This is a genomic window from Ruegeria meonggei, from assembly GCF_900172215.1.
Lineage (GTDB): Bacteria > Pseudomonadota > Alphaproteobacteria > Rhodobacterales > Rhodobacteraceae > Ruegeria > Ruegeria meonggei.
The window spans coordinates 96,039-120,741 of sequence record NZ_FWFP01000007.1 but is presented as its reverse complement, the minus strand read 5'-3'; the positions used below and the strand labels follow the sequence as shown (position 1 = coordinate 120,741).

Annotated in this window: 34 protein-coding genes; 28 read left to right on the top strand and 6 right to left on the bottom strand. The window is 54.2% G+C overall.

Features of this window, described 5'->3' with window-relative positions:
• Positions 1-314: 314 nt before the first annotated feature.
• Positions 315-725 carry an ester cyclase gene (locus tag RUM8411_RS13060; protein ID WP_085823158.1) on the top strand — a complete coding sequence of 137 codons (411 nt, stop codon included), beginning with the start codon at positions 315-317 and terminating at the stop codon, positions 723-725.
• A gap of 279 nt (positions 726-1,004) precedes the next feature.
• Here the strand turns inward: RUM8411_RS13060 and RUM8411_RS13055 are convergent, their stop codons facing one another.
• On the bottom strand, positions 1,005-2,618 hold the full coding sequence (locus tag RUM8411_RS13055; RefSeq protein ID WP_085823157.1) for an arylsulfatase: 1,614 nt from the start codon (positions 2,616-2,618) through the stop codon (positions 1,005-1,007).
• 864 nt (positions 2,619-3,482) lie between these two features.
• Between RUM8411_RS13055 and budA the strand changes: the two genes are divergently transcribed.
• Positions 3,483-4,277, top strand: coding sequence for an acetolactate decarboxylase (gene budA / locus RUM8411_RS13050; RefSeq protein WP_085823156.1), 795 nt, complete (start codon positions 3,483-3,485; stop codon positions 4,275-4,277).
• Positions 4,278-4,341: 64 nt separating this feature from the next.
• Entirely contained in the window at positions 4,342-6,054 is a 1,713-nt protein-coding gene (locus RUM8411_RS13045; protein ID WP_306372848.1) for an NAD-dependent malic enzyme, read from the top strand.
• Between the two features lie 102 nt (positions 6,055-6,156).
• Here the strand turns inward: RUM8411_RS13045 and RUM8411_RS13040 are convergent, their stop codons facing one another.
• Together RUM8411_RS13040 and RUM8411_RS13035 are read right to left on the bottom strand one after the other, a co-directional pair.
• Positions 6,157-7,353 (bottom strand): YbfB/YjiJ family MFS transporter, encoded by a 1,197-nt coding sequence (locus RUM8411_RS13040; RefSeq protein WP_234995222.1) that lies wholly within the window; start codon positions 7,351-7,353, stop codon positions 6,157-6,159.
• Positions 7,354-7,629: 276 nt separating this feature from the next.
• Entirely contained in the window at positions 7,630-8,553 is a 924-nt protein-coding gene (locus RUM8411_RS13035) for a TetR/AcrR family transcriptional regulator (protein WP_085823153.1), read from the bottom strand.
• Here RUM8411_RS13035 and RUM8411_RS22540 point away from each other — a divergent pair.
• From RUM8411_RS22540 to RUM8411_RS22840, 5 genes are all read left to right on the top strand, one after another.
• On the top strand, positions 8,552-9,205 hold the full coding sequence (locus tag RUM8411_RS22540) for a hypothetical protein (RefSeq protein WP_143534896.1): 654 nt from the start codon (positions 8,552-8,554) through the stop codon (positions 9,203-9,205). The two genes, RUM8411_RS13035 and RUM8411_RS22540, sit on opposite strands and share 2 nt — an antisense overlap.
• Positions 9,206-9,350: 145 nt before the next feature.
• The gene (locus RUM8411_RS13025; protein ID WP_085823151.1) at positions 9,351-9,854 is read left to right on the top strand and encodes an outer membrane protein; all 504 of its coding nucleotides are present in this window, start codon (positions 9,351-9,353) and stop codon (positions 9,852-9,854) included.
• A gap of 825 nt (positions 9,855-10,679) precedes the next feature.
• Positions 10,680-11,054: an alpha/beta fold hydrolase gene (locus RUM8411_RS13020; protein WP_085823150.1), complete on the top strand. Its 375-nt coding sequence runs from the start codon at positions 10,680-10,682 to the stop codon at positions 11,052-11,054.
• Between the two features lie 109 nt (positions 11,055-11,163).
• Positions 11,164-11,373, top strand: a complete 210-nt coding sequence (locus tag RUM8411_RS23200) for a DUF6653 family protein (RefSeq protein ID WP_085823149.1) — start codon at positions 11,164-11,166, stop codon at positions 11,371-11,373.
• Between the two features lie 64 nt (positions 11,374-11,437).
• The gene (locus RUM8411_RS22840; protein WP_200818576.1) at positions 11,438-11,614 is read left to right on the top strand and encodes a hypothetical protein; all 177 of its coding nucleotides are present in this window, start codon (positions 11,438-11,440) and stop codon (positions 11,612-11,614) included.
• A gap of 192 nt (positions 11,615-11,806) precedes the next feature.
• Here RUM8411_RS22840 and RUM8411_RS13010 read toward each other — a convergent pair whose 3' ends face one another.
• Positions 11,807-12,946 carry an MBL fold metallo-hydrolase gene (locus RUM8411_RS13010; RefSeq protein WP_085823148.1) on the bottom strand — a complete coding sequence of 380 codons (1,140 nt, stop codon included), beginning with the start codon at positions 12,944-12,946 and terminating at the stop codon, positions 11,807-11,809.
• A gap of 146 nt (positions 12,947-13,092) precedes the next feature.
• Here RUM8411_RS13010 and RUM8411_RS13005 point away from each other — a divergent pair, with 146 nt between their 5' ends.
• The 6 genes from RUM8411_RS13005 to rplP all read left to right on the top strand — a co-directional run bounded on the left by RUM8411_RS13005 (position 13,093) and on the right by rplP (position 16,575).
• A complete protein-coding gene (locus RUM8411_RS13005; protein WP_085823147.1) occupies positions 13,093-13,665 on the top strand; it encodes a TetR/AcrR family transcriptional regulator in 573 nt (190 codons plus the stop codon).
• Between the two features lie 265 nt (positions 13,666-13,930).
• On the top strand, positions 13,931-14,773 hold the full coding sequence (gene rplB, locus RUM8411_RS13000; RefSeq protein ID WP_008757664.1) for a 50S ribosomal protein L2: 843 nt from the start codon (positions 13,931-13,933) through the stop codon (positions 14,771-14,773).
• 3 nt (positions 14,774-14,776) lie between these two features.
• Entirely contained in the window at positions 14,777-15,055 is a 279-nt protein-coding gene (rpsS, locus tag RUM8411_RS12995) for a 30S ribosomal protein S19 (protein ID WP_005980699.1), read from the top strand.
• Positions 15,056-15,058: 3 nt separating this feature from the next.
• Positions 15,059-15,439: a 50S ribosomal protein L22 gene (rplV, locus tag RUM8411_RS12990; protein ID WP_085823146.1), complete on the top strand. Its 381-nt coding sequence runs from the start codon at positions 15,059-15,061 to the stop codon at positions 15,437-15,439.
• Positions 15,439-16,149: a 30S ribosomal protein S3 gene (rpsC, locus tag RUM8411_RS12985; protein WP_037311761.1), complete on the top strand. Its 711-nt coding sequence runs from the start codon at positions 15,439-15,441 to the stop codon at positions 16,147-16,149. Before rplV ends, rpsC begins: the two co-directional genes overlap by 1 nt.
• A gap of 12 nt (positions 16,150-16,161) precedes the next feature.
• Entirely contained in the window at positions 16,162-16,575 is a 414-nt protein-coding gene (gene rplP / locus RUM8411_RS12980; RefSeq protein ID WP_085823145.1) for a 50S ribosomal protein L16, read from the top strand.
• Between the two features lie 72 nt (positions 16,576-16,647).
• On the opposite strand, the gene RUM8411_RS12975 is transcribed toward rplP, so the two are convergent.
• A complete protein-coding gene (locus RUM8411_RS12975) occupies positions 16,648-17,193 on the bottom strand; it encodes a peptidoglycan-binding domain-containing protein (protein WP_085823144.1) in 546 nt (181 codons plus the stop codon).
• Positions 17,194-17,333: 140 nt separating this feature from the next.
• Here RUM8411_RS12975 and RUM8411_RS12970 point away from each other — a divergent pair, with 140 nt between their 5' ends.
• The 3 genes from RUM8411_RS12970 to RUM8411_RS12960 all read left to right on the top strand — a co-directional run bounded on the left by RUM8411_RS12970 (position 17,334) and on the right by RUM8411_RS12960 (position 19,373).
• The gene (locus RUM8411_RS12970) at positions 17,334-17,954 is read left to right on the top strand and encodes a 2OG-Fe(II) oxygenase family protein (protein ID WP_085823143.1); all 621 of its coding nucleotides are present in this window, start codon (positions 17,334-17,336) and stop codon (positions 17,952-17,954) included.
• Positions 17,955-18,014: 60 nt separating this feature from the next.
• Positions 18,015-18,797, top strand: a complete 783-nt coding sequence (locus tag RUM8411_RS12965; RefSeq protein WP_085823142.1) for an SDR family NAD(P)-dependent oxidoreductase — start codon at positions 18,015-18,017, stop codon at positions 18,795-18,797.
• 369 nt (positions 18,798-19,166) lie between these two features.
• A complete protein-coding gene (locus RUM8411_RS12960) occupies positions 19,167-19,373 on the top strand; it encodes a cold-shock protein (protein WP_058283510.1) in 207 nt (68 codons plus the stop codon).
• A gap of 271 nt (positions 19,374-19,644) precedes the next feature.
• Here the strand turns inward: RUM8411_RS12960 and RUM8411_RS12955 are convergent, their stop codons facing one another.
• Positions 19,645-19,965: a hypothetical protein gene (locus RUM8411_RS12955; protein ID WP_085823141.1), complete on the bottom strand. Its 321-nt coding sequence runs from the start codon at positions 19,963-19,965 to the stop codon at positions 19,645-19,647.
• A 299-nt stretch (positions 19,966-20,264) separates the two neighbouring features.
• Here RUM8411_RS12955 and rpmC point away from each other — a divergent pair, with 299 nt between their 5' ends.
• From rpmC to rpmD, 11 genes are all read left to right on the top strand, one after another.
• Positions 20,265-20,471, top strand: coding sequence for a 50S ribosomal protein L29 (gene rpmC / locus RUM8411_RS12950; protein ID WP_085823140.1), 207 nt, complete (start codon positions 20,265-20,267; stop codon positions 20,469-20,471).
• Between the two features lie 4 nt (positions 20,472-20,475).
• Positions 20,476-20,706, top strand: a complete 231-nt coding sequence (rpsQ, locus tag RUM8411_RS12945) for a 30S ribosomal protein S17 (protein ID WP_085823139.1) — start codon at positions 20,476-20,478, stop codon at positions 20,704-20,706.
• A 75-nt stretch (positions 20,707-20,781) separates the two neighbouring features.
• Positions 20,782-21,150: a 50S ribosomal protein L14 gene (gene rplN, locus RUM8411_RS12940; RefSeq protein ID WP_085823138.1), complete on the top strand. Its 369-nt coding sequence runs from the start codon at positions 20,782-20,784 to the stop codon at positions 21,148-21,150.
• 2 nt (positions 21,151-21,152) lie between these two features.
• The gene (gene rplX, locus RUM8411_RS12935; protein WP_085823137.1) at positions 21,153-21,464 is read left to right on the top strand and encodes a 50S ribosomal protein L24; all 312 of its coding nucleotides are present in this window, start codon (positions 21,153-21,155) and stop codon (positions 21,462-21,464) included.
• Positions 21,457-22,017 (top strand): 50S ribosomal protein L5, encoded by a 561-nt coding sequence (gene rplE / locus RUM8411_RS12930; protein WP_085823136.1) that lies wholly within the window; start codon positions 21,457-21,459, stop codon positions 22,015-22,017. The genes rplX and rplE overlap by 8 nt, the downstream gene beginning before the upstream one ends.
• A 19-nt stretch (positions 22,018-22,036) precedes the next feature.
• Positions 22,037-22,342, top strand: a complete 306-nt coding sequence (rpsN, locus tag RUM8411_RS12925) for a 30S ribosomal protein S14 (protein ID WP_010437098.1) — start codon at positions 22,037-22,039, stop codon at positions 22,340-22,342.
• Positions 22,343-22,355: 13 nt separating this feature from the next.
• Entirely contained in the window at positions 22,356-22,748 is a 393-nt protein-coding gene (rpsH, locus tag RUM8411_RS12920; protein ID WP_085823135.1) for a 30S ribosomal protein S8, read from the top strand.
• Between the two features lie 12 nt (positions 22,749-22,760).
• Positions 22,761-23,294, top strand: coding sequence for a 50S ribosomal protein L6 (rplF, locus tag RUM8411_RS12915; protein ID WP_085823134.1), 534 nt, complete (start codon positions 22,761-22,763; stop codon positions 23,292-23,294).
• An 11-nt stretch (positions 23,295-23,305) separates the two neighbouring features.
• A complete protein-coding gene (gene rplR / locus RUM8411_RS12910; RefSeq protein WP_085823133.1) occupies positions 23,306-23,665 on the top strand; it encodes a 50S ribosomal protein L18 in 360 nt (119 codons plus the stop codon).
• A gap of 172 nt (positions 23,666-23,837) precedes the next feature.
• Positions 23,838-24,407 (top strand): 30S ribosomal protein S5, encoded by a 570-nt coding sequence (gene rpsE / locus RUM8411_RS12905; protein WP_085823132.1) that lies wholly within the window; start codon positions 23,838-23,840, stop codon positions 24,405-24,407.
• Between the two features lie 12 nt (positions 24,408-24,419).
• Complete coding sequence (rpmD, locus tag RUM8411_RS12900) at positions 24,420-24,608, top strand: 50S ribosomal protein L30 (protein ID WP_085823131.1); 189 nt, start codon at positions 24,420-24,422, stop codon at positions 24,606-24,608.
• Positions 24,609-24,703: the final 95 nt, after the last annotated feature.

Below are 24,703 nucleotides of genomic sequence, written 5' to 3'. Positions count from 1 at the left end.
GACTATTTGCTTTGAATATAGGTTCCTGCAGCGAATTGCCGCAATACGATAGCTGCGCTGCGGCGGTAGTGGGTGCAATGAATGTCGGGTAAGGGCCGTCCACGTGATCAGCAATTGGCGGGGCAGGGGGCTTAGCTGCAACGGCTCCGAGCCCAAAGCAGTCTTTGCAATATCCAGCATTCGCCGTTCCCATCGGCATGTTAGCAATGTGTCGGCTTGAGTTTTTTAGGCATACGACCGACTTTGCTGTACACTCGCCACACTGCTCTGTCGAAAAGCTGAATGAATGACCAACTTCTTTGGGGGGAGAAACTATGTCAATCGAAACGACCGCACGAGAATTTTTTGAAGCTTGCGAGACTGGTAAGGGTTGGGAAAGGTGCAAAGGCTGTTGCCATCAAGGCGCTACTTTCTCAGCTCAGGCCGATGCGTTAGCTGACATATCTACTCTGGAGGGTTATGCGGATTGGATGAAGGGTTTGCTGACACCAATTCCAGATGGTCATTACGAGCTAAAGTCATTCTCGACTGATGCAGATCGTGGCGTCGTAACTGCATTTGCCGTATTTCACGGTACCCACTCGGTAGACGGGCCCGTGCCAGCGACCGGAAATAAGGTTGCGGCCGATTACGTCTATGCGATGGAGTTCGAAGGCGAAAAAATTCGGCACATGACCAAGATTTGGAATGACGGTCACTCGTTAAAGCAACTCGGCTGGGCTTAACCGCTGTAGGATGATTTGTGCGCTAGCGAGCTGAAATGGCGGTGAGCGCTTTGTCCACTCATCAGCCATTTTCAGTCCGGTGCTGAATGTCCGGTTTTCGGGATCTCAACATGCTGAACGAGCGAAACCTAAAATGGTGGTGGAGGTCCAGTGAGCGTGAGCTCTTTTAGTTCAGGGTGCTGCTTCTGCAGCGAATGGCGGCAAGGCAGACGCTAACGCAGAAATTTTAAGGTTGGGCCAATGTCCGGTAGGGCCGAATAACCGGGATTAGGTTTGGGACTAGCCCTCTGCAGTCTCAATCTTCCAGGCGTCCAGTAACTTCGGGAGTGCAATCTCCCAATCCAAAACCCCGGATTGTGCTGCCCACGAAAGGTATTGGCCTTTCAAATCCGCCTCAAGCGTCGGAGATGTGCCAGCCAGATTGTTCAATTCCGTACGGTCTGTCTCCATATCGTAAAGCTCCCAATCTTGCGAAAATTGACGCACCAGTTTGAATTGCCCGAGGCGAATTGCTGCGTTTCCTTCATGTTCGAAGAAGATTGGTTGCTCGCGTCCCCAGTCTTTTCCTCTGAGCAAGGAAAGCAGGGATTCACCCTGCATAGGCTGGATTTTGTGCCCTCCAACCTCGTCTTGATATGTGCACCCTGTCGCCTCAAGGATGGTCGGCAGAATATCCACAACGTGACAGGCAGCATGGGCCGTGTTTCGGGTTTTGAACCCTTTGGGCCAATGCGCGACCAGTGGCGTCGATATCCCACCTTCGTGCACGTAATGCTTGAACAGTCGAAATGGCGCGTTGGAAACATTGGCCCAAGGTTTGTCATAGCTTTGATAGGTCAGTGCACTACCAGGCATAACGTCGGGGCGATTGCCCATCTCGATCTTGCGACCGTCGGAGGTGGTGTCTGGGAAGAACTTGACCCAACCATCTTCGGCCATGAACTCGGCACAACCACCGTTGTCGGACAGAAACAAGATCAGCGTGTTGTCGAACCTGTCCATGCGTTTCAGCTCGGCGATCAGACGGCCAATGGACTGATCCATCCGGTCGACCATTGCGGCATAGGTCGCCATTTTCCGGGCTTCCCAGTCCGTGTTTTTCTCTGCAGTCCACGGGTGAACCTGGTCATCGCGCGGTGAAATGTCCCAGTTGGTCTGGAACAGCCCCATGGCATTCATCGTCTCGTGCCGCGCAGTGCGAGTGGCGTCCCACCCGGCGTTATAGACTCCGTCGTATCGGGCGATGTCTTCTTCATGCGCGTGAAGAGGCCAATGCGGGGCAGTATGTGCCAGATAGAGAAAGAACGGCTGATCTTCGGGCGTTTCTTCGATCATGCCGACCGCTTTGTCGGTGATCGCGTCGGTGAAATAGAAATCATTGGGGAAGGTCTCGACCCGGCTATCGTCTTCCAACATGTAGTGCGGCGAAAAGAAATGTGTGACGCCATCGACAATGCCATAAAAGCGGTCAAACCCGCGCTGACGTGGTGTTGGGTGCTCGACATCGCCAACGCGCCAACTGTCGACCTCGCGGGCCATGAAATCCCCCGCGACATGCCATTTCCCGGACATCAGCGTTCGGTAGCCGTTCGCTCTGAGGTGCTCTGCAATCGTGGCGCTGTCGTTGCGCAAGAACCCTTGATAGGCGGGCGTGCCAAGATTGGCCCCCATGTGACCAACGCCTGCGTTGTGAGGATACAACCCGGTCAGCAACGACGCGCGGGTCGGGCAACATCTGGCGCAATTGTACATGGCTGACAACATGGTGCCGTCGCGAGCGAGCGCATCAATGTTAGGCGTCTTGATTTCGGAGCCCGTAACGCCAAGATCCGCAAAACCCAAATCATCAGCGAGGATCAAAATAACGTTTGGTCGTTCGCTTACCTTTGGCATCGTTTTTTCTCCAGAAAAGTCTGAAGAAACGTAGGATTGTACAAGCGCAATCACAACAATCTTTAGTCACATGAGCTGAAGGCAGCCACGAAGGTACGCGTTTGAAGGGTTCGCTTCGTCAGCACATATTGAGTGCAGACTGAGCTAAATCTTGTACCAGCAGCGAACGGCAGCTTCGACGGGCCGCACAGCAGCGCTTGGGGTTTGTTTGAACGGCAACAATGGGCCGTCCTCGTGATCAGCTATTGGCGGGGCAGGGGCCTTTGCCGCATTGATTCTTGGGTCTGCAATGAGTCCATTTTGACAGATGTTGCACTGTGCATGAAAACCCATACTGGAATGAGAGCATAACTACGTAGGGGCTCATGTCTCTCCATTTGGAACTCTGCTCTATTGCTGTGGATGAAAACGCACAGGCATTACCAATAAGATTGAACAAAGAGGGGCACTTCCGAGTGCTCCTCGGAAGTTCTTCAAGGGCATTGTTTTGCTGGGAACGCAGAAAGGTGCGAGCGTCGATCGTGCAGGTTTTCAGCAGCAGCGAGACGATGCATTGACTACGGTCCTGACCTCGACCATCACCGAAGTCGAGCACGAGCAGCGAGTGGCGGCTATGCGGGCTGCGTCTGAAGCATCAACACATAATTTTGAATGTCGGTAAAGGGCCGTGAGTGAAGCGTCTAGATAAACTTTGGGAATGCTTACTATCAAACATGAATTGCAACTTAGCGATCTCTACGAAGCTGTAAATTATCAATTGATCTCCTGTGTTGCCCGATCTCGATAGGCACGCGATACTAAAAAGCACGACAGTCTCGAATAGCGGGAAATCTATAATCCAGGCAGACGGATTGGTGAAACTGCATGCGACAAGATAAAGAGCTTACTTTTGCAACGGCCCTGGCCAGCCATTCCAGGGAGCAGGGTTTCCAATCCGAAAAACATGCGCATGAGTATTACCAGGCTTCGTTGCTGAGCGCTGTCGTGCAGGGCGTTTACGACGGGACTGTTTCCATCGAACAGCTGCTGGAACATGGAAACTTCGGCCTGGGCACGTTCAATGCGCTCGATGGAGAAATGATTGTGTTGGATGGCGTTGCCTATCGCCTCGACGGGGATGGCAATGCTTCGGTAGCAAGCAACAATGCTCTGACACCTTATGCTGGCGTCATCAATTTCGAACCAGCGGTTATTCGATCTTTGGACACAGAAACACAAAAGGATGCTCTTGAGGCCCAGCTTGATGCTTTGGCGGAGGCAAGAAATCTGTTCTATGCCGTTCGTTTTATCGGCAACATTAAACACATAAAGTACAGAAACGTTCTACGGCAGGAGAAGCCATACAAACCTCTGCTGGAGGTCGTAAAAACGCAGGCTGAATTTGAGCTGAACAACGTCGAGGGGACAATTCTGGGTTTTCGGTGCCCGGATTATGCCGTCGGGATTGGTGTCCCGGGCTACCACCTACAATTTATTTCCGCCGACCTGAGCAAAGGAGGGCACGTCCTGGACTATACTCTGAATAGCGGTCGAATTGAAATTGATCATACGTCTTCTCTGCATCTTGAACTTCCAGAAACCAGATCATTTTCAGACGCCAATCTGTCTGCGGGCACTTCGGCAGACAGCATCCTAAAAGCAGAGAGTAATGATACTTAGACACTTCCATGCAAGATGGTTAAATGCACTCGTCTCCTAAGTCCGTTGCAATTGCCGTCTTATAATGCTGACTTTATCGGACAGACGCGTGCAACCAGTGCGTGCCGATCCGAAAGGGCAGCCTATGGTCGATTCCGGTCCTGAAAATTTACAGTACGTGACAAACCCACTCCTGAACAAAGGTACTGCCTTTTCTCTACACGAACGAGAAAAGCTTGGATTGCTGGGTCTTCTTTCGCCACACATCGAAACGCTCGAAACCCAGATAGACCGTGTCTATGCCGCCTTTGCGCGTGAAGAGACACCGCTGGATAAGCATGTCTATCTGCGTGGCCTGCAGGATGATAACGAAGTTTTATTTTACGCCCTTTTGGTTCGACATCTAACCGAGATGATGCCGATAATTTACACACCGGTTGTGGGTGACGCCTGCAAAAGGTTCAGTGAGATATACGATCACCCGCGCGGTTTGATCATTTCTTATCCCGAGCGAGACCAGATCGATGACATTCTTGAGAATACCATCCTGCCCTCTGTCGAGGCCATAGTTGTCACCGATGGAGAGCGGATTTTGGGTTTGGGCGATCAAGGCGCGGGCGGAATGGGAATTCCGATCGGAAAGCTCTCGCTTTATACCGCTGCGGGCGGAATAAGCCCGTCTGTAACGCTCCCGGTGGTACTGGATGTTGGCACCAACAATCAGGAACGGCTGGAAGATGCCCTCTATGTCGGCTGGCGGAATGAACGCGTCAGCGGGGATGAATACTTTGAATTTGTCGATCTTTTTGTACAGGCGGTTAAGCGCAAGTGGCCGGATGTATTGCTCCAATTCGAGGATTTTGCTCAGCAACATGCGGCACCCTTGCTTGCGCAGTATCGCGATCAGCTCTGTACATTCAATGACGACATTCAAGGCACGGCGGCAGTAACAGCGGGCACCTTGCTGGCCGCCTCTAATGTCACGGGCATTCCGTTAAAAGACGCATCCATCGCCTTTCTTGGAGCGGGATCTGCCGGGGTGGGTATCGCCGAACAATTGGTGCAACTCATGGTTCGCCAAGGGTTGTCCGAGACCGATGCGCGCGAGCGCATCTACATGGTGGACCGGAACGGATTGCTAACCGATGCGATGACGGACCTTCTGCCGTTCCAAATGCAAATTGTCCAACCCTTCACTAAAGTGAGGAGCTGGTCCGATGGTGAAATTTCACTGCTGGATGTGATTAATCGCGCCAAACCCAACATTTTGGTTGGTGTCAGTGGTCAGGCGGGCTTGTTCTCGGAAGAGATCATTCGTGCGATGGCGGCTCACACAGATCATCCAGTTGTGTTGCCGCTTTCGAACCCTACATCGCGAATTGAGGCCGTGCCCGCAGATATTATCCATTGGTCAGATGGTCACGCAATGGTTGCCACCGGAAGCCCGTTTGATCCTGTTGTCTACAACGGTCAGACCCACCATGTCGCGCAATGCAACAACTCTTACATATTCCCCGGTATGGGGCTGGGCGTGCTGGCGGCGCGCGCGCGCCGCGTCACTGACGGAATGTTCATGGCCGCCGCCGAGGCGCTGGCCACATTGTCACCGGCGAAGTCCGATCGCACAGCCAGCTTGCTGTCTGATGTGGGGAACATTCGCGAAGTCAGCAAAGCTATCGCATTTGCCGTTGGTCAACAGGCACAGCTGGACGGGGTTGCGCCGAAATCCACAGGCGATGATTTGAAAGCGGCGATAAATGCGAAGTTCTGGACCCCGCACTATGAGGAGATCGCCTGAAGCTGACCCGGGTTAGAGTGACCAGGAGGCTTCTCCTTATGCATTCAGAACCCATGGAACCTGTTGTGAGGAATGAGAGACGGGATCCGAGCGTGGTTCTGATTAAGACGGTTTCGCCGCCTCACGTATGAGCGGCTTTTGCATCGCAGCACATAGGGCACCTACCAGCAGGACCGCAGAAGCCACGACGAGGCTATCTCCGATTTCTCCGGTTATGTCCCCGATGACACCGGCACCGATCGGCCCTAATGCCTGTGAGATGGCGAATATCACGGTAAAAAAGCTTATGGTTGCACCCCAGTCCGGTTGTTCCACATTCTGGCGGACAAAGCTGGTTACAGCAGTAGGCGGCATAAACACCGAAAGTCCGAACACGAGTGCCGATAAAATCAATCCATATCCGGATGGAACCAAGATCGGCAGGGCTGAACCTAGTGCAACTCCGCTTAAAATCAGCGCTAATGGCATTCCGGATGAAAAGCGAGCCAGCACCCCGCGCCAAACAAAAGGAGACGCCATAATACTGAACCCAAGAACCATCCACGTTGCGGTGGTCAACAGGACACTGGAATGCTGCTCCTTCATCCAGACAGAGATAAATGTGACGTAGACAATGTAACCCAACCCGAACAGCGCGTACCCACCGAGTTGGCCAAGCATTCTGCGCACCGGTGGGATGGAAGGAAGCGCGGCGTCGTGCTCGGTTTCGTTCAATTCTGTGGAAGCCCAAACCGAAAATGGGCAAATGACCAGGGCTGCCAATCCGACCCCGATCCAGGCCCAGTCCCAATATTGTGGTCCGAATGCGTCAAGCATAGTCGGAAGGGTTGCGCCGCATAACGCGATACCAAACCCACCGCCACCGCCAAAGTATAAGGCGATGGCCAGCGCATTCTTTCGGGCGTGGCTTTGGAACAGCGATGCTGCCAGTACGCCGCCGGACACAAAGGAAAGAGCACCAAACAACCCCACCAAAGTACGACAAGCAGTTTGAAACACGAGGCTCTCATCAAACCCGGTCGCCAAAAGGCACAGTGCGGTCGCCACAGTTCCGCTTGCAAACAACCGCGACGGAGAAAAATGCCGGATTAGTAAAAGCGTTAGAATCGAACCCACTATGTAGCCAATCGAATTGGCGGTATTAAGCCAACCGGATTGAGTGAGACTCCAGCCAAGGCTACTTTTCATTGATGGTAGGATTAGTCCGTATGCAAAGCGACCAAAGGCGTTGGATATGCTGACGCCAAGCGCAAGGCCCAGCAATATGAGCCACGGGTTGGTAGGTCTTGCGGCTGCCATGAACATCCTTCCAGGTTGAGCCGCACCGTGCCTCAAGGCACCTGACTGTGCAATCCCAACTGTTCGGGCGCGGATACTTTCGGTATGGCTTGCGCAGCTTAAGGGGGCTTTGCTGCAACGGCACCGAGGTCAGCATCGAGACCAATGTTCTTGACGCTGCGACCTACGCCAATGTCCGACGGCTTCGGGAAACGGCGCTGACGCGTGTTGCGGAGAATGTCAGTGGCCAGCCCTTTTTACCGAATGCTCCGCGAGGTAATCGCTGTCTAGACCAGATTAGTTTGCCGATGGAGGAGTTGCGGGCACAGTTGCCATGGTAACCTCCACTGCTTCTGGCCAGCCGAAATCCGTTGTCCCGTCAGGTAGGCCCAAAACTCTGTCGAGTGTGAGAAACTGCATGTCGATTGCCGCCTGCAATTTCTCTGCGGCATGATCGGCTGTTTCAGTTCCCCGTGCCTCAATCGCGCGCAACAGCGCGAGATCAATAAAGGTGCTTAGGAACAAAATTAGTTCTGCGGCAGTATCAACATCTGCGACAGTAAACGTACCCTCATCACAGCCTTTCTGAATGATCCCGGTCAGGACGGGCATAGCACCGGTTCTGACCCTGCGCTTGAACTGTTCAAGCAGAACCATGTTTTTGTCCTGATTCATGACCCGGAAAAATTCAACCTGACCAGGGTAGTCATGCTCACGTAAGTAGTTGGCCCGCAGGTGGATAAAGCTGTGCAACAGGTCGAGCGCAGAGGAGGTCTCATCAGAGGCAACAACAGCCATCTGCGAAAATACACCCTCTGCCATTCCGTCCAATACGCCAAACAACAACTCGTCTTTAGATTTGAAGTGATGATAAAACCCGCCCTTTGAGACGCTCGCCATATCAAGCACATCTTGTATGGTCGTATCCTCGAAGCCTTTGGAAAAGAACAACATCTGCGCGCACCCCAGCAGCTGAGCACGCCGTTGTTCGGGCGGCATGTTCTTTCGCTTCGTAGATTTCATACACTTTCCTCTTGCAAACCGACCGGCGGTCTGCAAATACAGACCCATGGTCGGTTTGTACCCCGACTCACCTGGCAGAGCAATGTAATTCACCTGCCAACCCGAATTTAACGATGCGTTTACGCAGCCAAACTCCGCAAGCGGTAGTGCTTTGCGGACCCGGTTGAGTTGCGCGTACGATGCAGGATCGAATGTCATGAATGCTCTTGTCTGTGGAATTACTTCGCCATCCGAGTTGCGTCGAATGTCTCGCCTGGCGGGTATTCGCGAACTGCTCGGGGTTCTGATCACAAACTGCTTGAAGCAGAAGCCCCCAATGCAACGCACAATTCAATCAGGATATGGAAAGGCCATGAAAAAAACCCATAAATCAATAGGGCCGAAGAACCCAGTCTCTTTTGAAGCAGGTCGAGTTCGATGGTTAGCAATGCAACGCATTGCGACCTCCAGTCAGTTTGTGCGTTCAGTGTTCGCCGCGCTTATCTTTGGTGCCGCTCTGAGCGGATGCGCCGCCAACATGGCAGCGACTGGCAGAGATGGCCCTGATCTGAGCGTCGTTAGCCAGGAGGCCACCCGGTTCAATGTTGAACGCCAGTTGGGCTCACCCGATGAATTGCAGCAACAAGCCAATGGAGACTGGGTGGCTGTCTATGATGTTGAGCCCAGGACAAAACCGAACCTGGCGCGAGCAGCAGGTCATGGAACACTGGATCTTTTTACCTTCGGGCTTTGGGAAGTTGTTGGTGGCCCGCTAGAGGTGGCACATGCGCGCCGGGTGCTGGTCACTGCCCGATATGACCAATCAGGGAAACTGCTTCAAATGACCAGCAAGCCCAAACCCATCCTCTAATCCAAGTTCTGGATCACGGCTGGACGGAAACCCGAAAACAATAATTCCAATACCCCCACTAACGGAAAATCACTCCCACTGGCGCATCACGCATGCCCAGCGTCCAGATGGTCTTTCCGTACAATCAAAAGAACGGACCTTTTAAATGAAGACTATCACGATGATCACACTGGCAGCCGTGATGCCGACTTTGTCCTTGGCAAATGAAAGCTGGACCGGTTTCAATGCGGGCTTGCAGCTATCCACAATCGATGTCTCCGAGGGCAACAACGACAATGGAAATGCAGCTCTGGGTCTCCATGCCGGTTATCTTCACGATTTTGACGGTTACGTAATTGGTGGTGAACTTACTTATGACGCGGGCGCTGAGGTCGAGTCCGGAGGGAAAGCCGAGAAAGTCGATACTGTACGCCTGAAGTTCAAAGGTGGGCATGTATTTGGCCGGACATACCTTTATGGCCTGATTGGTTACGCAAACATTGATGGCGGTTCCAAGAGCGAAGACGGCTATTCTGCTGGTTTTGGCGTGACCTATCGCGCGGCGGACAGGGTTCTGGTTGGCCTTGAATACCTACGAGACACGTACGACACGTCTGGTGATGATATCACGGCTGACTCTGTCGCGCTTCGGGTGTCTTACAAGTTCTAGCTGTAGCCATTCGAGAATTGGAAAATGGCGGGGGACTTCAAGCGGTTCCCCATTTTTCTACCGCCTTCAAATTCCGACGAGGCGCCAGGTGACTAAAGTATCAACTCCAATGAATGAGCGGCTACACCTAAGACCACTTAAAGTGAAAGCTTGGCTCGGCTATCTTTCTTTTGTGGTCCCGAAACGTCCAGCGTTTAGGGGCGGTCCTGTTTCCCCGCGTTTTCCCAAACATGGCGAGCTGGCATTCCTATCTAATCACGTGCGTCGCGATGTTGGCCTCCCAGAATATCACGAGCGCGAGCCCAATCTCTACCTGAGGTATTGAGTTCAGGGCGCAACAGATTCGAGACGCAACCACAATGCATTAACCCAATGGACAGCGAACCATGCACTCATTCAAGCTACAACGCCGTCTCTTAGTACTGACATTCTGTGCTGCCATCGTTGCTGGATGGTCTTTTGCCCAGGATCGTCAAGAAATTTCCGTGACGCGCAGCGGCGAAGATGTTGCAGCCAAAGAGTGTTTCGGAAGCTTCGTTTCATAGGAATTAATTGTTCTTGGCGGGATTGAGCAAACGATACTTATTCGCACTTGTGATTTGTCCCAACCGGTCCTGCTATTTTTGCACGGGGGTCCGGGCGGTACCGTGATACCTTGGGTCGATTTGTTCCAAACGCCCTTGCTGGAAAAGAGCTTTGTTGTTGTCCATTGGGACCAACGCGGAGCCGGAAGCTCGCGGCGATGTTGAAACTCAGTAGAAACTCAAGGCGATTGAACCGTTCGATGCACTTGATGAGGCAGGCCTCACCGTTCAGCGCGAAGTTTTGGCAGAATATGGAGCTGGAGACTTTCACACCGAAGAGCAATGGGATCGCTATCTCTCCTATGTGTTAGAAGGGTGGAGCCCCTACTACACGGAAGCACAGTTTAAGAACTATCTCTGCGGTCTTGAGCTATCGAGCACAGCAATTGAACAGCCTGAGATTGTTGGTGCATACGACCTCTTCACCTCGCACCCGGTCCTAGATCTGCCGGTCCACTTCATAACCGGAGCAGAAGACCAGAACACACCGGCAGATCTGGCACAGGAGTATTACGAACATCTTACGGCTCCAGCGAAGAGTTTTACCCGTATCGATGGTGCCGCCCATATGTTGATGTACGACCAACCCGTTGCCTGGGCTGAAGCCTTGGTTTAAATAAGATACCAGACGGCCACCAACTGAAGAGCGGGGCGGTGCCTCGTCGTGCACTACAACCAATCCGACCCCTCCCATTTTCGGAGAGGTGGATTTAGGAGTTGCACAGATGGACATAGCGCGATTTTCCGAACGTCTCATGGGCATGAAGGACGAGGTTTGGCTGCGACATGCAAACCCTTGGTCCGTTTGGGTCCGCGTGTTGACACTTCTGCCGCTTCTGCCGCTTCTGCCGCTTCTGCCGCTTCTGGCGTTGGCAATCTGGAGCAGAGCATGGATTGGATATCCGAACCTTATGATTCAAGACCGGGTTCATTAACCGTCCGCTTCGGTGGGCCTTGCAACCGTTGCCCCGAGCGTGTGATGCGGTTAGGCTCGCCTTCATGAAACATGTCCCCAAAGAAACTACGGATGACGCCCTTATTCAGGAGTTCCTGGATAAAGGTGGCAAAGTCAGTGTCGGCAAGACCAAACCCGCACCTGCGGAGCTGGGTCTGAGCAAGAATGTCTGGAACGCTAAACTGACCAAGGAAGAGAAGGCCGCGCGCGACAAGAAGTGATCGTGCGAGGCCAGTTGCGCAAGCGGAAAGACACCAAGAAAGCAGATGTGACCCTGAGAGTGGGGAGCACACATCGACGTGTCCGGCGGTCTCAGGTTGGACCCGTTTTGGGAGCGACTAAGGCCCCAGCGCTAGCAGGGGCCTTACTTTGTGAGGATTGGTACCAAGCTGTTTTTGGCGCGCTGATCGTGTTTAGTAGAGGTCGCCGTCCGAAGCCTGCAAGATGTTAACCACGCCTTCGCCGATCATCTCTTGCAGAACGCTGAGCCGGTCAAAGTCTTCAGGGCTGTTGTAGTTCTGCACATGAACCATGACGATTCCTTTGACGCCGCTGTCATCTTGTAACTTCTTCATGTCGCTGGGGAACATGTGGTAGGCGCCGATGACCTTCACTTTTTCTTCCTCGGAGTCACCGCCCCAAGGTGCGTACTTGATATTCTTGCGGGTAATGCCCTCGATAAATAGCAAGTCAGCATCTTTGGCTGCATTCACCAGGCCTTCCGAGTAGTGCCCGTCGCCGCCAAAGACGAGAACACGGCCGTCGGGTTTGGTCGTAAACCTGTAGGCATGGGTGTTCTCTAAAAACCCGTGCGCTGTCGGGAAGGCCTCGACCAGAACATTGTCATCTTCGAAAATCTTACGTCCGTTGACGTCAACATGTGGCCAGACCGGTACCCCAACTGCGGTTGCGCCGTCGAATTTCTGCACTGTCGACCCTTGTGCCATTTCGTTGCGGTCAATGCGCCATGCGTCGTTGATGCTGGCCATCATCTCGTCGACACCGGCGGGGCCGTAAACTTTCTTGTCGACGACGGCCAGGTTCGACCCGAATTTGAACGGGTTCAAAATGAAAGACGGCAATCCAACGGTATGATCTTCGTGCAGGTGGGTCAGGAACATGTACTTGATGTTCGGGACGTTCATGATCGTTGCCAGATCCATTGCGTCCTGAGACTGAACCGATTTACCCAGTGCGCGCCACCAGCCTTCTCCAGCGTCAATGAAATAGGGATAGTCGTTTACGATTACCGCCAGAGCCGGGCCATAACGATAGGGGTTGGGATTCGGGTCACCGCTTCCCATGACCAGAACTTTGGACGGCTTGTCCGTAGGCGAACGATCTAGTGGCCCTCGGTTCTCAAATATTGGCCAGTTTCCGGGCGAACTGAAGGCCGTCTTCATATTCTTCATTTGCGTGAAGGGCACGTTGAGATGGTTCTGCTCTGTTGTTGCAGCACCGGCCGCAAGATTTTCTTCCCAGGTTTGCGCAGTTGCAGTTGCGGCAATGACGCAAGCTGTCGCGAGCGTTGCTGATAAAAGCTTCTTAGGCATCGTACATCCCCCTTGAGGTCAAAAAATCCCATCCATTCGAATATGTATATTGGATACCTTTTGGTATGCTCCATACTTAATGGTCTGTAAAGTACTTTTTGGTATGTACGCCTTGACGGAACGCAATTTTGGCTTAAAAACAGGGCATGCGCGACGCTGAAAAATCCCTGCCTCTTCCTAGATATGACCGTGAAAGATGGTTAGAAACAGCCCTTAATGTCCTTGCGACAGAGGGGGGTGCACGGCTGCGAATCGACTCTCTCGTCAAAAACCTGGGAGTCACGAAGGGCAGCTTTTACCACCACTTCAAAAACCGTGATGAGTTTGTTCGGGCGCTGATCGACTACTGGTCCAAGGAATTTACGGAGTCGGTCATCAACGATGTCAATACGTCCGAGGCTTCAGCGTCAGAGCGCCTGTTGTCGTTAACGCAATATGTAGAGTCAGAAGGACTTGATCAATTTGATATTGCTTTCCGATCTTGGGCGGCTCAGGACGCCGTCGTGGCCGAAGCCCTGAAAGAAGTCGATCGCAGGCGATATGAGTTTGTGAAGGGGGTTTTTGAGGCTATTGGATTTGAGGGTGCCGAACTAGAAATGCGGGTCAGGTTGTTTCTAGTATTTGTCAGCGCGCGCCGGTCTGTGTACACGCCACAAAGCGCGTACGATTCAGCAAGCGAAACACTCCTGAGGCATGAGTTTCTCACTCAAAAACGCTAATTGTTATGCGAACCAACAATAGGTTCTAAATGCGCTCCTACGATCAGGGAAAAAAGGGTGGTTAGGCACATATATAATGTTCTTGATTTCTATAGACACCCACCCCCAACACTGCTAAATGCACCCAATCTTGCGGCCTCGGATTCGTTCCGGGGCCTATGATATTTGAAACCGGGGACCTTCGGGGCCCTATACCTTTGGCACCTACGGGGGCCTATCACATAGCGGGGAACACCCCGCACTTGCTAAACGGAAGACAGAAAGCATGGCACTCAAGTCGTACAAGCCGACGACGCCGGGCCAGCGCGGGCTGGTGCTGATCGACCGTTCGGAGCTTTGGAAAGGACGCCCGGTCAAATCTCTCACTGAGGGTTTGACCAAATCGGGCGGCCGGAACAACACCGGACGGATCACTTCACGCCGCCGCGGCGGTGGCGCAAAGCGTCTCTACCGGATCGTTGACTTCAAACGGAATAAATTTGATGTCGCGGCAACCGTTGAACGGATCGAATATGACCCGAACCGGACCGCATTCATCGCACTGGTAAAATACGAAGACGGCGAGCAGGCTTATATCCTGGCTCCGCAGCGTCTGGCTGTTGGTGACAAAGTCGTGGCATCCGCCAAGGCCGACATCAAGCCGGGCAACGCAATGCCGTTCTCGGGCATGCCAATTGGTACCATCGTCCACAACATCGAGATGAAGCCTGGTAAAGGCGGTCAGATCGCTCGTGCGGCCGGTACTTACGCTCAGTTCGTTGGCCGCGATGGTGGCTACGCTCAGATCCGTCTGAGCTCGGGCGAGCTGCGCATGGTTCGTCAGGAATGCATGGCCACCGTTGGTGCCGTGTCGAACCCCGACAACTCGAACCAGAACCTCGGTAAAGCCGGTCGTATGCGCCACAAGGGCGTGCGTCCGTCGGTTCGTGGTGTCGCTATGAACCCGATCGATCACCCGCACGGTGGTGGTGAAGGTCGTACTTCGGGTGGCCGTACACCGGTTACGCCTTGGGGTAAGGACACCAAGGGTAAGCGTACCCGCAACAAAAACAAAGCGTCCCAGAAGCTGATCATCCGCTCGCGGCACGCCAAGAAGAAGGGACGTTAATCTATGTCTCGCTCTGTTTGGAAGGGTCCTTTCGTCGATGCTTATGTGCTTAAAAAAGCCGAAGCAGCGCGCGAGTCGGGCCGCAACGAAGTTATCAAGATCTGGTCGCGTCGTTCCACCATTCTGCCCCAGTTTGTAGGGCTGACCTTTGGTGTGTACAACGGCCAGAAGCATATCCCCGTCAACGTCTCGGAAGACATGATCGGTCAGAAGTTCGGTGAGTATTCGCCGACTCGGACCTATTACGGTCATGCCGCAGACAAAAAAGCGAAGCGGAAGTAAGTCATGGGCAAGGAAAAGAACCCCCGCCGCGTGGCCGAAAACGAAGCAATGGCGAAAACCCGCATGCTCCGTACCAGCCCGCAGAAACTGAACCTGGTTGCGCAGATGATCCGCGGCAAGAAAGTTGAGAAGGCTCTGACCGACTTGACGTTCTCGAACAAGCGTATCGCGCAGGACGTCAAGAAGTGCCTGCAATCCGCAATCGCCAACGCCGAGAACAACCACAACCTGGACGTTGACGAGCTGATCGTCGCCGAAGCCTGGGTTGGCAAGAACCTGATCATGAAACGCGGTCGCCCGCGGGCCCGTGGTCGGTTCGGCAAGATTCTGAAGCCGTTCTCGGAGATCACCATCAAGGTGCGTCAAGTTGAGGAGCAAGCCTAATGGGACATAAAGTCAATCCGATCGGCATGCGCCTGCAGGTGAACCGCACCTGGGACAGCCGCTGGTACGCAGATACCAAGGACTACGGTGATCTTCTGTTGGAAGATCTGAAGATCCGTGAGTTCATCAACAAAGAGTGCAAGCAAGCCGGTATTGCTCGTGTGATCATCGAACGTCCGCACAAAAAGTGCCGCGTTACGATCCACACTGCACGTCCGGGTGTTATCATCGGCAAGAAAGGCGCGGACATCGAAGTTCTGCGCAAGAAAATCGCCCTGATGACAGACAGCGAACTGCACCTGAACATCGTCGAAGTGCGCAAGCCCGAGCTTGACGCGCAGCTGGTTGCCGAGTCCATCGCTCAGCAGCTGGAGCGCCGGGTTTCGTTCCGTCGCGCGATGAAGCGTTCGGTTCAGAACGCCATGCGTATGGGCTCTCTGGGTATCCGGGTGAACGTCGCTGGCCGTCTGGGCGGCGCTGAAATCGCACGGACCGAGTGGTACCGCGAAGGCCGTGTGCCTCTGCACACGCTGCGCGCCGACATCGATTACGCACAAGCCGAAGCGATGACCCCCTACGGGATCATCGGGATCAAGGTCTGGATCTTCAAAGGTGAGATCATGGAGCACGATCCGCAGGCACGTGACCGTAAAGCACAGGAACTCCAGGACGGCCCTGCACCTCGTGGTGCTGGTGGCGGTCGTCGCTAAGGAGGGAAAGATATGCTTCAACCAAAGCGTACTAAATTCCGCAAGATGCACAAAGGCCGGATCAAGGGTGAAGCCAAGGGCGGCTCTGATCTGAACTTTGGCACCTATGGTCTGAAAGCTCTTGAGCCTGAGCGTGTAACTGCGCGCCAGATCGAGGCTGCACGTCGTGCCATGACACGTCACATGAAGCGTCAGGGCCGTGTCTGGATCCGCATCTTCCCTGACACCCCGGTCACTGCAAAGCCGATCGAAGTTCGTATGGGTAAAGGTAAAGGTTCGGTCGACCGCTGGGCATGCAAGGTCAAGCCTGGCCGCGTGATGTTCGAGATCGACGGCGTCAATGACGACATCGCACGTGAGGCTCTGCGCCTGGCTGCGATGAAGCTGCCGATCAAGACCCGCGTCGTGGTTCGCGAAGACTGGTAAGCGATTGGGGGCGACCCCGACCGTAACAAGATCGACCCCCGTCGGGAAACCGGCGGGGGTTTTTTCTTTTGATTATGAGAACCAGCCTTTTACCTTGCCCCAGACGGATTTTTCTTCCGGGACTTCGACGGCATTTCCGGCCACGACGTCGCTACCACTTATTTCTGGAAGCGGTTCACTTTCAAAATGCGCCTCATCTGGTTGCACAGCGGCTTTTTGAACTGTCTCTGCGGTTATCTCGGTAAAGCCAGACATTTTCGCCAGCGTTTCCGGGCCGGCCATGCCATCTGCATCCAGGCTGTTTTCCTGTTGAAATTTCGCTACGGCCGCGGCTGTGCCAGGGCCGAAGACCCCGTCGGCACCGATGCCAAGACCTTCCTGCAGTTTCTTGACCGCTGCCCCGCGCGACCCCTGTCGTAACAAAACCAATTCATGTAGCCCCAACGCTGAAAACGTGTCGGGGCCTGCAATACCGTCCACACCCAACCCTGCGGATTGTTGGAAATCCCGAACCGCTTGTTCAGTCCCGGGGCCGAATATGCCATCCGCACCAATTCCCAGCTTTTCCTGCAAGCGTTTTACCGGTGCGCCTGTTAGGCCCTTTTTCAAAATCGACAAAGCTTCCCTCCTACCAGTCCTGCAGGCACTCTCGCCCGTAAAACAAAGTTAGCAGTATGCAGTTGGCTCAACGAAGGGGAATAATCACGGGATATTGACCTGCTCTCGCATCTGACAATGGGCTGCTGTATGACAGCCACATGCCACAGATTGAATCACTCTTCGTGACCCGCCTCTATCGCGCCGCCTTGTCCGAATTCGATCCCAAGATCGACCCGGGAGAGTTGGAAAGCTCCTGTCTTGTCATCGCCGAGGATGACGAGGCCGGGCAGGAATGGTGTGAGAAGAACGGCTATCCCGGATACACCAGCTATGCCTCTTTGACTGATCTGCCTTGGCGGTTCCCGATCTTTGCTGATCTGGTGACAGTGCTGGACAGCCACGTCGCAGCTTTTGCCAAAGACCTGGAGTTTGATCTGGGTGAGGGCGAGTTGAAGCTGGAAGACATCTGGATCAACATCCTGCCAGAGGGTGGGATGCACTCCAGCCACCTGCACCCGCACAGCGTGATCTCGGGCACGACCTATGTGGCAATGCCCCAAGGAGCCAGTGCTCTAAAGCTGGAAGACCCGCGATCCGGTCGGATGATGGCCGCACCGACGCGCCTCAAGACCGGGCGGCGGGAGTTGCAGCCGTTCATCTATTTGAAACCTGACGTTGCGGACGTGTTGCTTTGGGAAAGTTGGTTGCGCCATGAAGTGCCCATGAACATGTCTGAGGACGAACGGATTAGTGTCAGCTTCAACTACAGCTGGGGCTAAATCGCGGTCCTTCCAGCGCTGAATGCGCTACAACATTACATGACCTGAACGGAGGGTTTCATGGCCAAAACGGCACTCGTCACCGGGGCATCGTCCGGCATTGGACGCGAATTTGCACGCTTTCACGCTGCACAAGGCGGTGACGTCATCATCACTGCCCGTCGTGCCGAGGCTCTTGAAGAGCTAAAATCTGAATTGGAATCCAACCATGGCGTTACCGTGACGGTCAACGCTCTGGATTTGGGGGCCGAAGGCGGGGCGACAAAACTGTATGACGCCGTCAAGGCCGCCGGAGTAAAGGTCGATTACCTGATCAACAACGCTGGGTTCGGCGGTCGCGGCGCGTTTCTGGATCGGGACCTGTCTGAAGATCTCGATATGATCCGGTTGAACGTCGAAGCGTTGGTTTCGCTCTGCCATATGTTCGGCAAGGACATGGTTGCAGCAGGGGGCGGCAAAATCCTCAATGTCAGTTCGACTGCCTCATATATGCCCGGTCCGTTGCAGGCGACCTATTTTGCCACCAAGGCCTATGTGTCGAACTTCAGCCAGGCGCTGGCCGAAGAACTGCGTGGCACAGGCGTGACCGTTACGGCGCTTGAGCCCGGATATGTTCCGACAGAGTTTGCCGCGCGGGCCGATCTGGACGGCACGAAACTGGCCGCGCAGAAAGGCGCGACTGCGGCGGGTGTGGCGAAGATTGGGTATGACGCGATGATGGCGGGCAAGCTGAACGTCATCAATGAAAAATCTCTGGCCTTTACCTTGAACTGGGTCCTGCCTTTCCTGCCGCATCGCATGCGCCTGAACATGGTTCGGAAAATGCAAGAAAAGGACGCTTGATCCGCCGCCCACGCGGACGACAATCGAGGGACTCGAATCAGCGCACCTTAGTCGAGACCAAGACGAGGTGTCGCTTGCCCTTGGAAAACCATCTGGGCGAAAAAACGCCGACGAAGAAGGTAGCCGAAGGCGGCATCCTCTTTGTTTTCAGGCAATAAGGGTTGGATCAGGCATCACTGTATGCAACCCTTTTTCACATCGTTTGCCAAAAGGTCTTGATATTTAGTCCATCTTAGACGATGTCAGGGGCGCTAACGTTTTTCTTTTTCGACCACTGTCTCCCGATTCTCGGCGTTCAGTCTTTCGATCCAGACGACTACGCCGCGCTGCCGCAATTCCGCGGGCAGCATTTTAAAGGAGATTACGGATATGGCTAATGGCACCGTAAAATGGTTCAACGCAACTAAAGGTTTTGGCTTCATCGCACCTGAGACCGGTGGCAAAGATGTGTTTGTACACATTTCTGCTGTTGAGCGCTCGGGTCTGACCGGCCTGGCCGACGACCAGAAAGTGACATTCGACATCGAGCCCGGCCGTGACGGTCGTGAGTCCGCTGTGAACATCGCACTGGCGTAAGTCTTTCTGACTTTGACAGTTTAAGACGCGGTCCTGTGCAAACAGGGCCGCGTTTTGCGTTTGTGGAGTGTTTCGAAAGAGTAGGGTAGTGGCTGGCCGCGCCATGAATTGCCCCTATGACATTGCCGAGGACCGGATTTCCGTGAGTTACAATTGCAAGTGGGATAATTTTTGAGTGACCCAATGCTGCTCCTTGGATCACTCCTACGAAATGGCGCTCGCCTTGGTGTGTGTCACGCCAATAGCTTCTAGATTGCCTGTGAGCGAAAACTCACTTAAGGCCACAGTTCTTTTTGGACAACCGCACCGTCTTTTTCATTTGGTTTGCGGTCTTCCTTTGAGATTGCTTCAGGGCAAGCATCTCTTTTTCTCTGGACTCGCCTAAGTACATTGCTTCCGTCCATAAAACATAGAGTTCAGGTGACATGTTTTGCTGAGCAATAGTTGCCATACAAAGACATTGATCAATGGATGCCCCATTTAGGCGGCTATCTGTATGAGCCTTGTTGCAGACCTTATCGCTCGAAATCGCCTGAGCCTGAACAGAACTGGCAACCAGTGCCAGCGAAATCGTCCAAAGTAGTACCTTCATTGATTAACTCACCTATCTTCAATATTTGTGTGCCTGAGCTTTCGGCTATATTAACTCCTGTTGTGATGCAAATATTGCACGAAGAAACATCGTCACACTCGCCTGTGATGTTGATACCCTTCGACCATTGAGTCTCGGTTGAAACTTTCCCTTGCCACCCACCAGCTAAACCCCTATAGAGCGGCATCTTGCGTGTCCCCCGGCCGAGTCGGGGGATTCGTATGTCTATCATTCATCCACCAGGTCAAAGGTGACCCTGACACGGGGCCTTCTGGTGTTTTGAGCAAAGGAAAAAGGCGATGAACGCCCAAGAACTGCGTGACAAGACCCCGGACCAGCTCCGCGAGGAACTGGCCAACCTGAAGAAAGAAAGCTTTAACCTGCGCTTTCAACAGGCGACCGGTCAGCTGGAAAGCACCGCCGGCATCAAAGCGGCCCGCCGCAACGCTGCCCGCGTTAAAACCATTCTGAACGAAAAGGCCGCTTCCGCGGCATCCGAGGAGTAATCAGATGCCCAAGCGTATCCTGTCCGGCACCGTAACCAGCGACGCAAACGAGCAGACCGTAACCGTTTCGGTTGAACGTCGCTTCAAGCACCCGCTGCTGCACAAAACCGTTCGTAAGTCCAAAAAGTACCGGGCTCATGACGAAAAGAACGCCTTCAAGGTCGGCGACACAGTCCGCATCATCGAATGCGCGCCGAAATCGAAGACGAAACGTTGGGAAGTTCTGGAAGCGTAAGCCTCCGGGATTTTCCATTAGTCGAAACCCTGGGGGATCTAACCAGACCAGCCCCCACAGGTCGGGAGAAACCACATGATCCAGATGCAGACCAATCTGGATGTCGCTGACAACTCCGGCGCACGCCGAGTTCAGTGCATCAAGGTCCTGGGTGGTTCCAAGCGTAAATACGCCTCCGTTGGCGACATCATTGTCGTCTCGGTGAAGGAAGCCATCCCACGCGGCCGCGTAAAGAAAGGTGACGTCCGTAAGGCCGTCGTCGTACGCACCGCAAAAGAAGTCCGTCGCGAAGATGGCACCGCGATCCGTTTTGATCGCAACGCCGCCGTCATCCTTGGCAACAACAACGAACCCGTAGGTACACGTATCTTTGGCCCCGTTGTTCGTGAACTGCGTGGCAAGAACTTCATGAAAATCATCTCGCTTGCTCCGGAGGTGCTGTAACCATGGCTGCTAAACTCCGCAAAGGCGACAAGGTCGTCGTGCTGGCCGGCAAGGACAAGGGCAAAGAGGGGACTATTACCTCGGTCAACCCATCTGCCGGTAAAGCAGTTGTTGATGGCGTGAACATCGCGATCCGTGCCACCCGCCAGACTCAGAACTCGCAAGGTGGTCGCCTGCCTCAGGCAAATCCGATCGAGTTGTCGAACCTGGCTCTGCTGGACAAAAACGGCAAAGCAACCCGCGTTGGCTTCCGCATCGAAGGTGACAAGAAGGTGCGTTTCGCCAAGACCACGGGGGACGTGATCGATGCTTGATACCGCAAACTATACCCCGCGTCTGAAAGCTCAGTACGCTGAAACCATCCGTGCCGCTCTGAAAGAAGAGTTCGGCTATAAGAACGACATGCAGCTGCCCAAGCTGGAAAAAATCGTTCTGAACATCGGTTGTGGTGCAGAAGCTGTTCGTGATTCCAAAAAGGCCAAAGCGGCTGTTGCGGATCTGACAGCGATTGCTGGCCAACAGGCCGTTGCGACGCTGGCGAAAAAGTCGATCGCGGGCTTCCGCGTCCGGGAAGAGATGCCGCTGGGTTCGAAAGTGACCCTGCGCGGTGACCGGATGTACGAATTCCTGGATCGTCTGATCACAATCGCGATGCCGCGTATTCGTGACTTCCGCGGTGTGAAGCCGTCTTTCGATGGTCGTGGCAACTTTGCCATGGGCATGAAAGAGCACATCGTGTTCCCGGAAATCGATTTCGACAAAGTCGACGAGGTCTGGGGCATGGATATCGTAATCACCACCACAGCGAAAACCGACGCTGAAGGCAAGGCACTGTTGAAAGCGTTCAACATGCCGTTCAACGCCTGAGCGCCGGGAGGATAGAGACATGGCTAAAAAAGCAATGATCGAACGCGAGAAGAAGCGTGAACGCCTGGTGGCCAAATATGCCGCAAAGCGTGCCGAGCTTAAAGAAATCGCGAATGACGAAAGCAAGCCGATGGAAGAGCGCTTCAAAGCGCGTCTGAAACTGGCCAAACTGCCGCGCAACAGCTCGGCTACTCGTCTGCACAACCGTTGTCAGCTCACCGGTCGTCCCCACGCTTACTACCGTAAGCTGAAGGTCAGCCGTATCGCGCTGCGCGAGCTGGGTTCTGCTGGTCAGATCCCCGGCATGGTGAAATCGAGCTGGTAAGGGAGAGAATGATATGAACGATCCTATCGGCGATATGCTCACCCGTATCCGCAACGCGCAAATGCGTGGCAAGTCCACCGTTTCCACCCCGGCTTCCAAGCTGCGTGGTTGGGTTCTGGACGTGCTGGCGGACGAAGGTTACATCCGTGGCTACGAAAGCATGACTGGTGAAAACGGTCATCCGGCCATCGAAATCAGCCTAAAGTACTACGAAGGCACTCCTGTTATTCGCGAGATCAAGCGGGTTTCCAAACCCGGTCGTCGCGTTTACATGGGCGTCAATGACATCCCGCAGGTCCGTCAGGGTCTGGGTGTGTCGATTGTCAGCACTCCGAAAGGTGTGATGTCGGACCAGAACGCACGCTCCAACAATGTTGGCGGCGAAGTGCTCTGCACCGTCTTCTAAGGAGGTCTGTCAATGTCTCGTATTGGTAAACGTCCGGTCGAACTGCCTAGTGGCGTAACTGCCTCGGTTTCCGGCCAGACCATCGAAGTCAAAGGCCCGAAAGGCGCCCGCAGCTTCACCGCAACTGACGATGTAACTTTGTCGGTTGAAGACAACGTGGTTCAGATCAACCCTCGCGGCATGTCCAAGCGCGCGCGCCAGCAGTGGGGCATGAGCCGCACTATGGTCGCAAACTTGGTTGAAGGCGTGACCAACGGCTTCAAAAAGGAGCTGGAGATCCAGGGTGTTGGTTACCGGGCTCAGATGCAGGGCAACACCCTGAAGCTGAACCTGGGCTACAGCCACGACGTTGATTTCGTTGCTCCGGAAGGTGTCACCATCACCGCACCGAAGCAGACCGTGATCATTGTGGAAGGTAACGACCAGCAGCAGGTGGGCGAAGTGGCGGCGAAAATCCGCGACTGGCGCCGTCCCGAGCCCTACAAGGGCAAAGGCATCCGCTACAAGGGCGAGTTCATCTTCCGCAAAGAAGGCAAGAAGAAGTAAGGACGCAAACAATGGCAAACAGCAAAAGAACCCTGTTTCTGAAGCGCCGCCTGCGCGTTCGGAACAAACTTCGCAAGGTAAACGCGGGGCGCGTGCGCCTGTCGGTACACCGTTCGAACAAGAACATCTCTGTTCAGTTGATCGACGACGTGCGCGGCGTGACCCTGGCCTCGGCCTCGAGCCTGGAAAAAGATCTGGGTATCGTTGGCAAGAACAACGTCGAAGCGGCCACGAAAGTGGGCGCGGCTATCGCCGAGCGTGCCAAGAAGGCAGGCGTCGAAGAGGCCTATTTCGATCGTGGCGGCTTCCTGTTCCACGGCAAAGTGAAGGCTGTCGCCGACGCTGCCCGTGAAGGTGGTCTGAAGATCTAAGACCCAGCGCATCCCGAAAAGTGGAAACCGGTTTTCGGGCCAAGATGCGTGATTACAAAGATTGAGGGCGGGTTTCGATCCGCCCCGATGATCCGGGGGCCTCGGCAGCAGTCGGGGCTCACTTGGATTGAACAAACGGCGCCAATCGCGCCACAGATAAAGGGATGCCAAAATGGCAGAACGTGATAACCGTCGTGGCAACCGTCGCGACCGTGACGAAGCACCGGAATTTGCAGATCGCCTGGTTGCGATCAACCGCGTGTCGAAAACCGTAAAAGGTGGTAAGCGCTTTGGCTTCGCCGCTCTGGTGGTTGTTGGCGATCAGAAAGGCCGCGTCGGCTTTGGTAAGGGTAAAGCGAAAGAAGTACCCGAGGCCATCCGCAAGGCGACCGAACAAGCCAAGCGTCAGATGATCCGCGTGCAGCTGCGCGAAGGTCGGACCCTGCACCACGACATCGAAGGCCGTCACGGCGCCGGTAAAGTGGTTATGCGCACAGCACCAGAAGGTACCGGTATCATCGCCGGTGGTCCGATGCGTGCCGTGTTCGAAATGCTGGGTGTCAAGGACGTTGTGTCCAAGTCGCTGGGCTCGCAGAACCCGTACAACATGATCCGCGCAACCATCAACGGCCTGACCAAAGAGCAGAGCCCGCGTTCGGTCGCACAGCGTCGTGGCAAAAAGGTTGCTGACATCCTGCCCAAGCGCGACGAAGCACCAGCTGCTGCTGAAGCAGAAGCATAAGGAGAGCGAGTCATGGCAAAAACCATCGTCGTCAAGCAGATCGGTTCCCCGATCCGTCGCCCCGCCGAACAGCGCGCAACCCTGATCGGTCTGGGCCTGAACAAGATGCACAAAACCCGCGAGCTGGAGGATACTCCTTCGGTCCGCGGCATGGTCAAGAAGATCCCGCATCTGGTAGAGATCATCGAAGAGCGCGGTTAAGCGCTTTTGCGAAGAAAAAAGAAAACGCCTCCGACCTGTTCGGGGGCGTTTTTTTGATTTATCCGATTGTCTGTTTTGGGCCTTTTGCTGCCGTT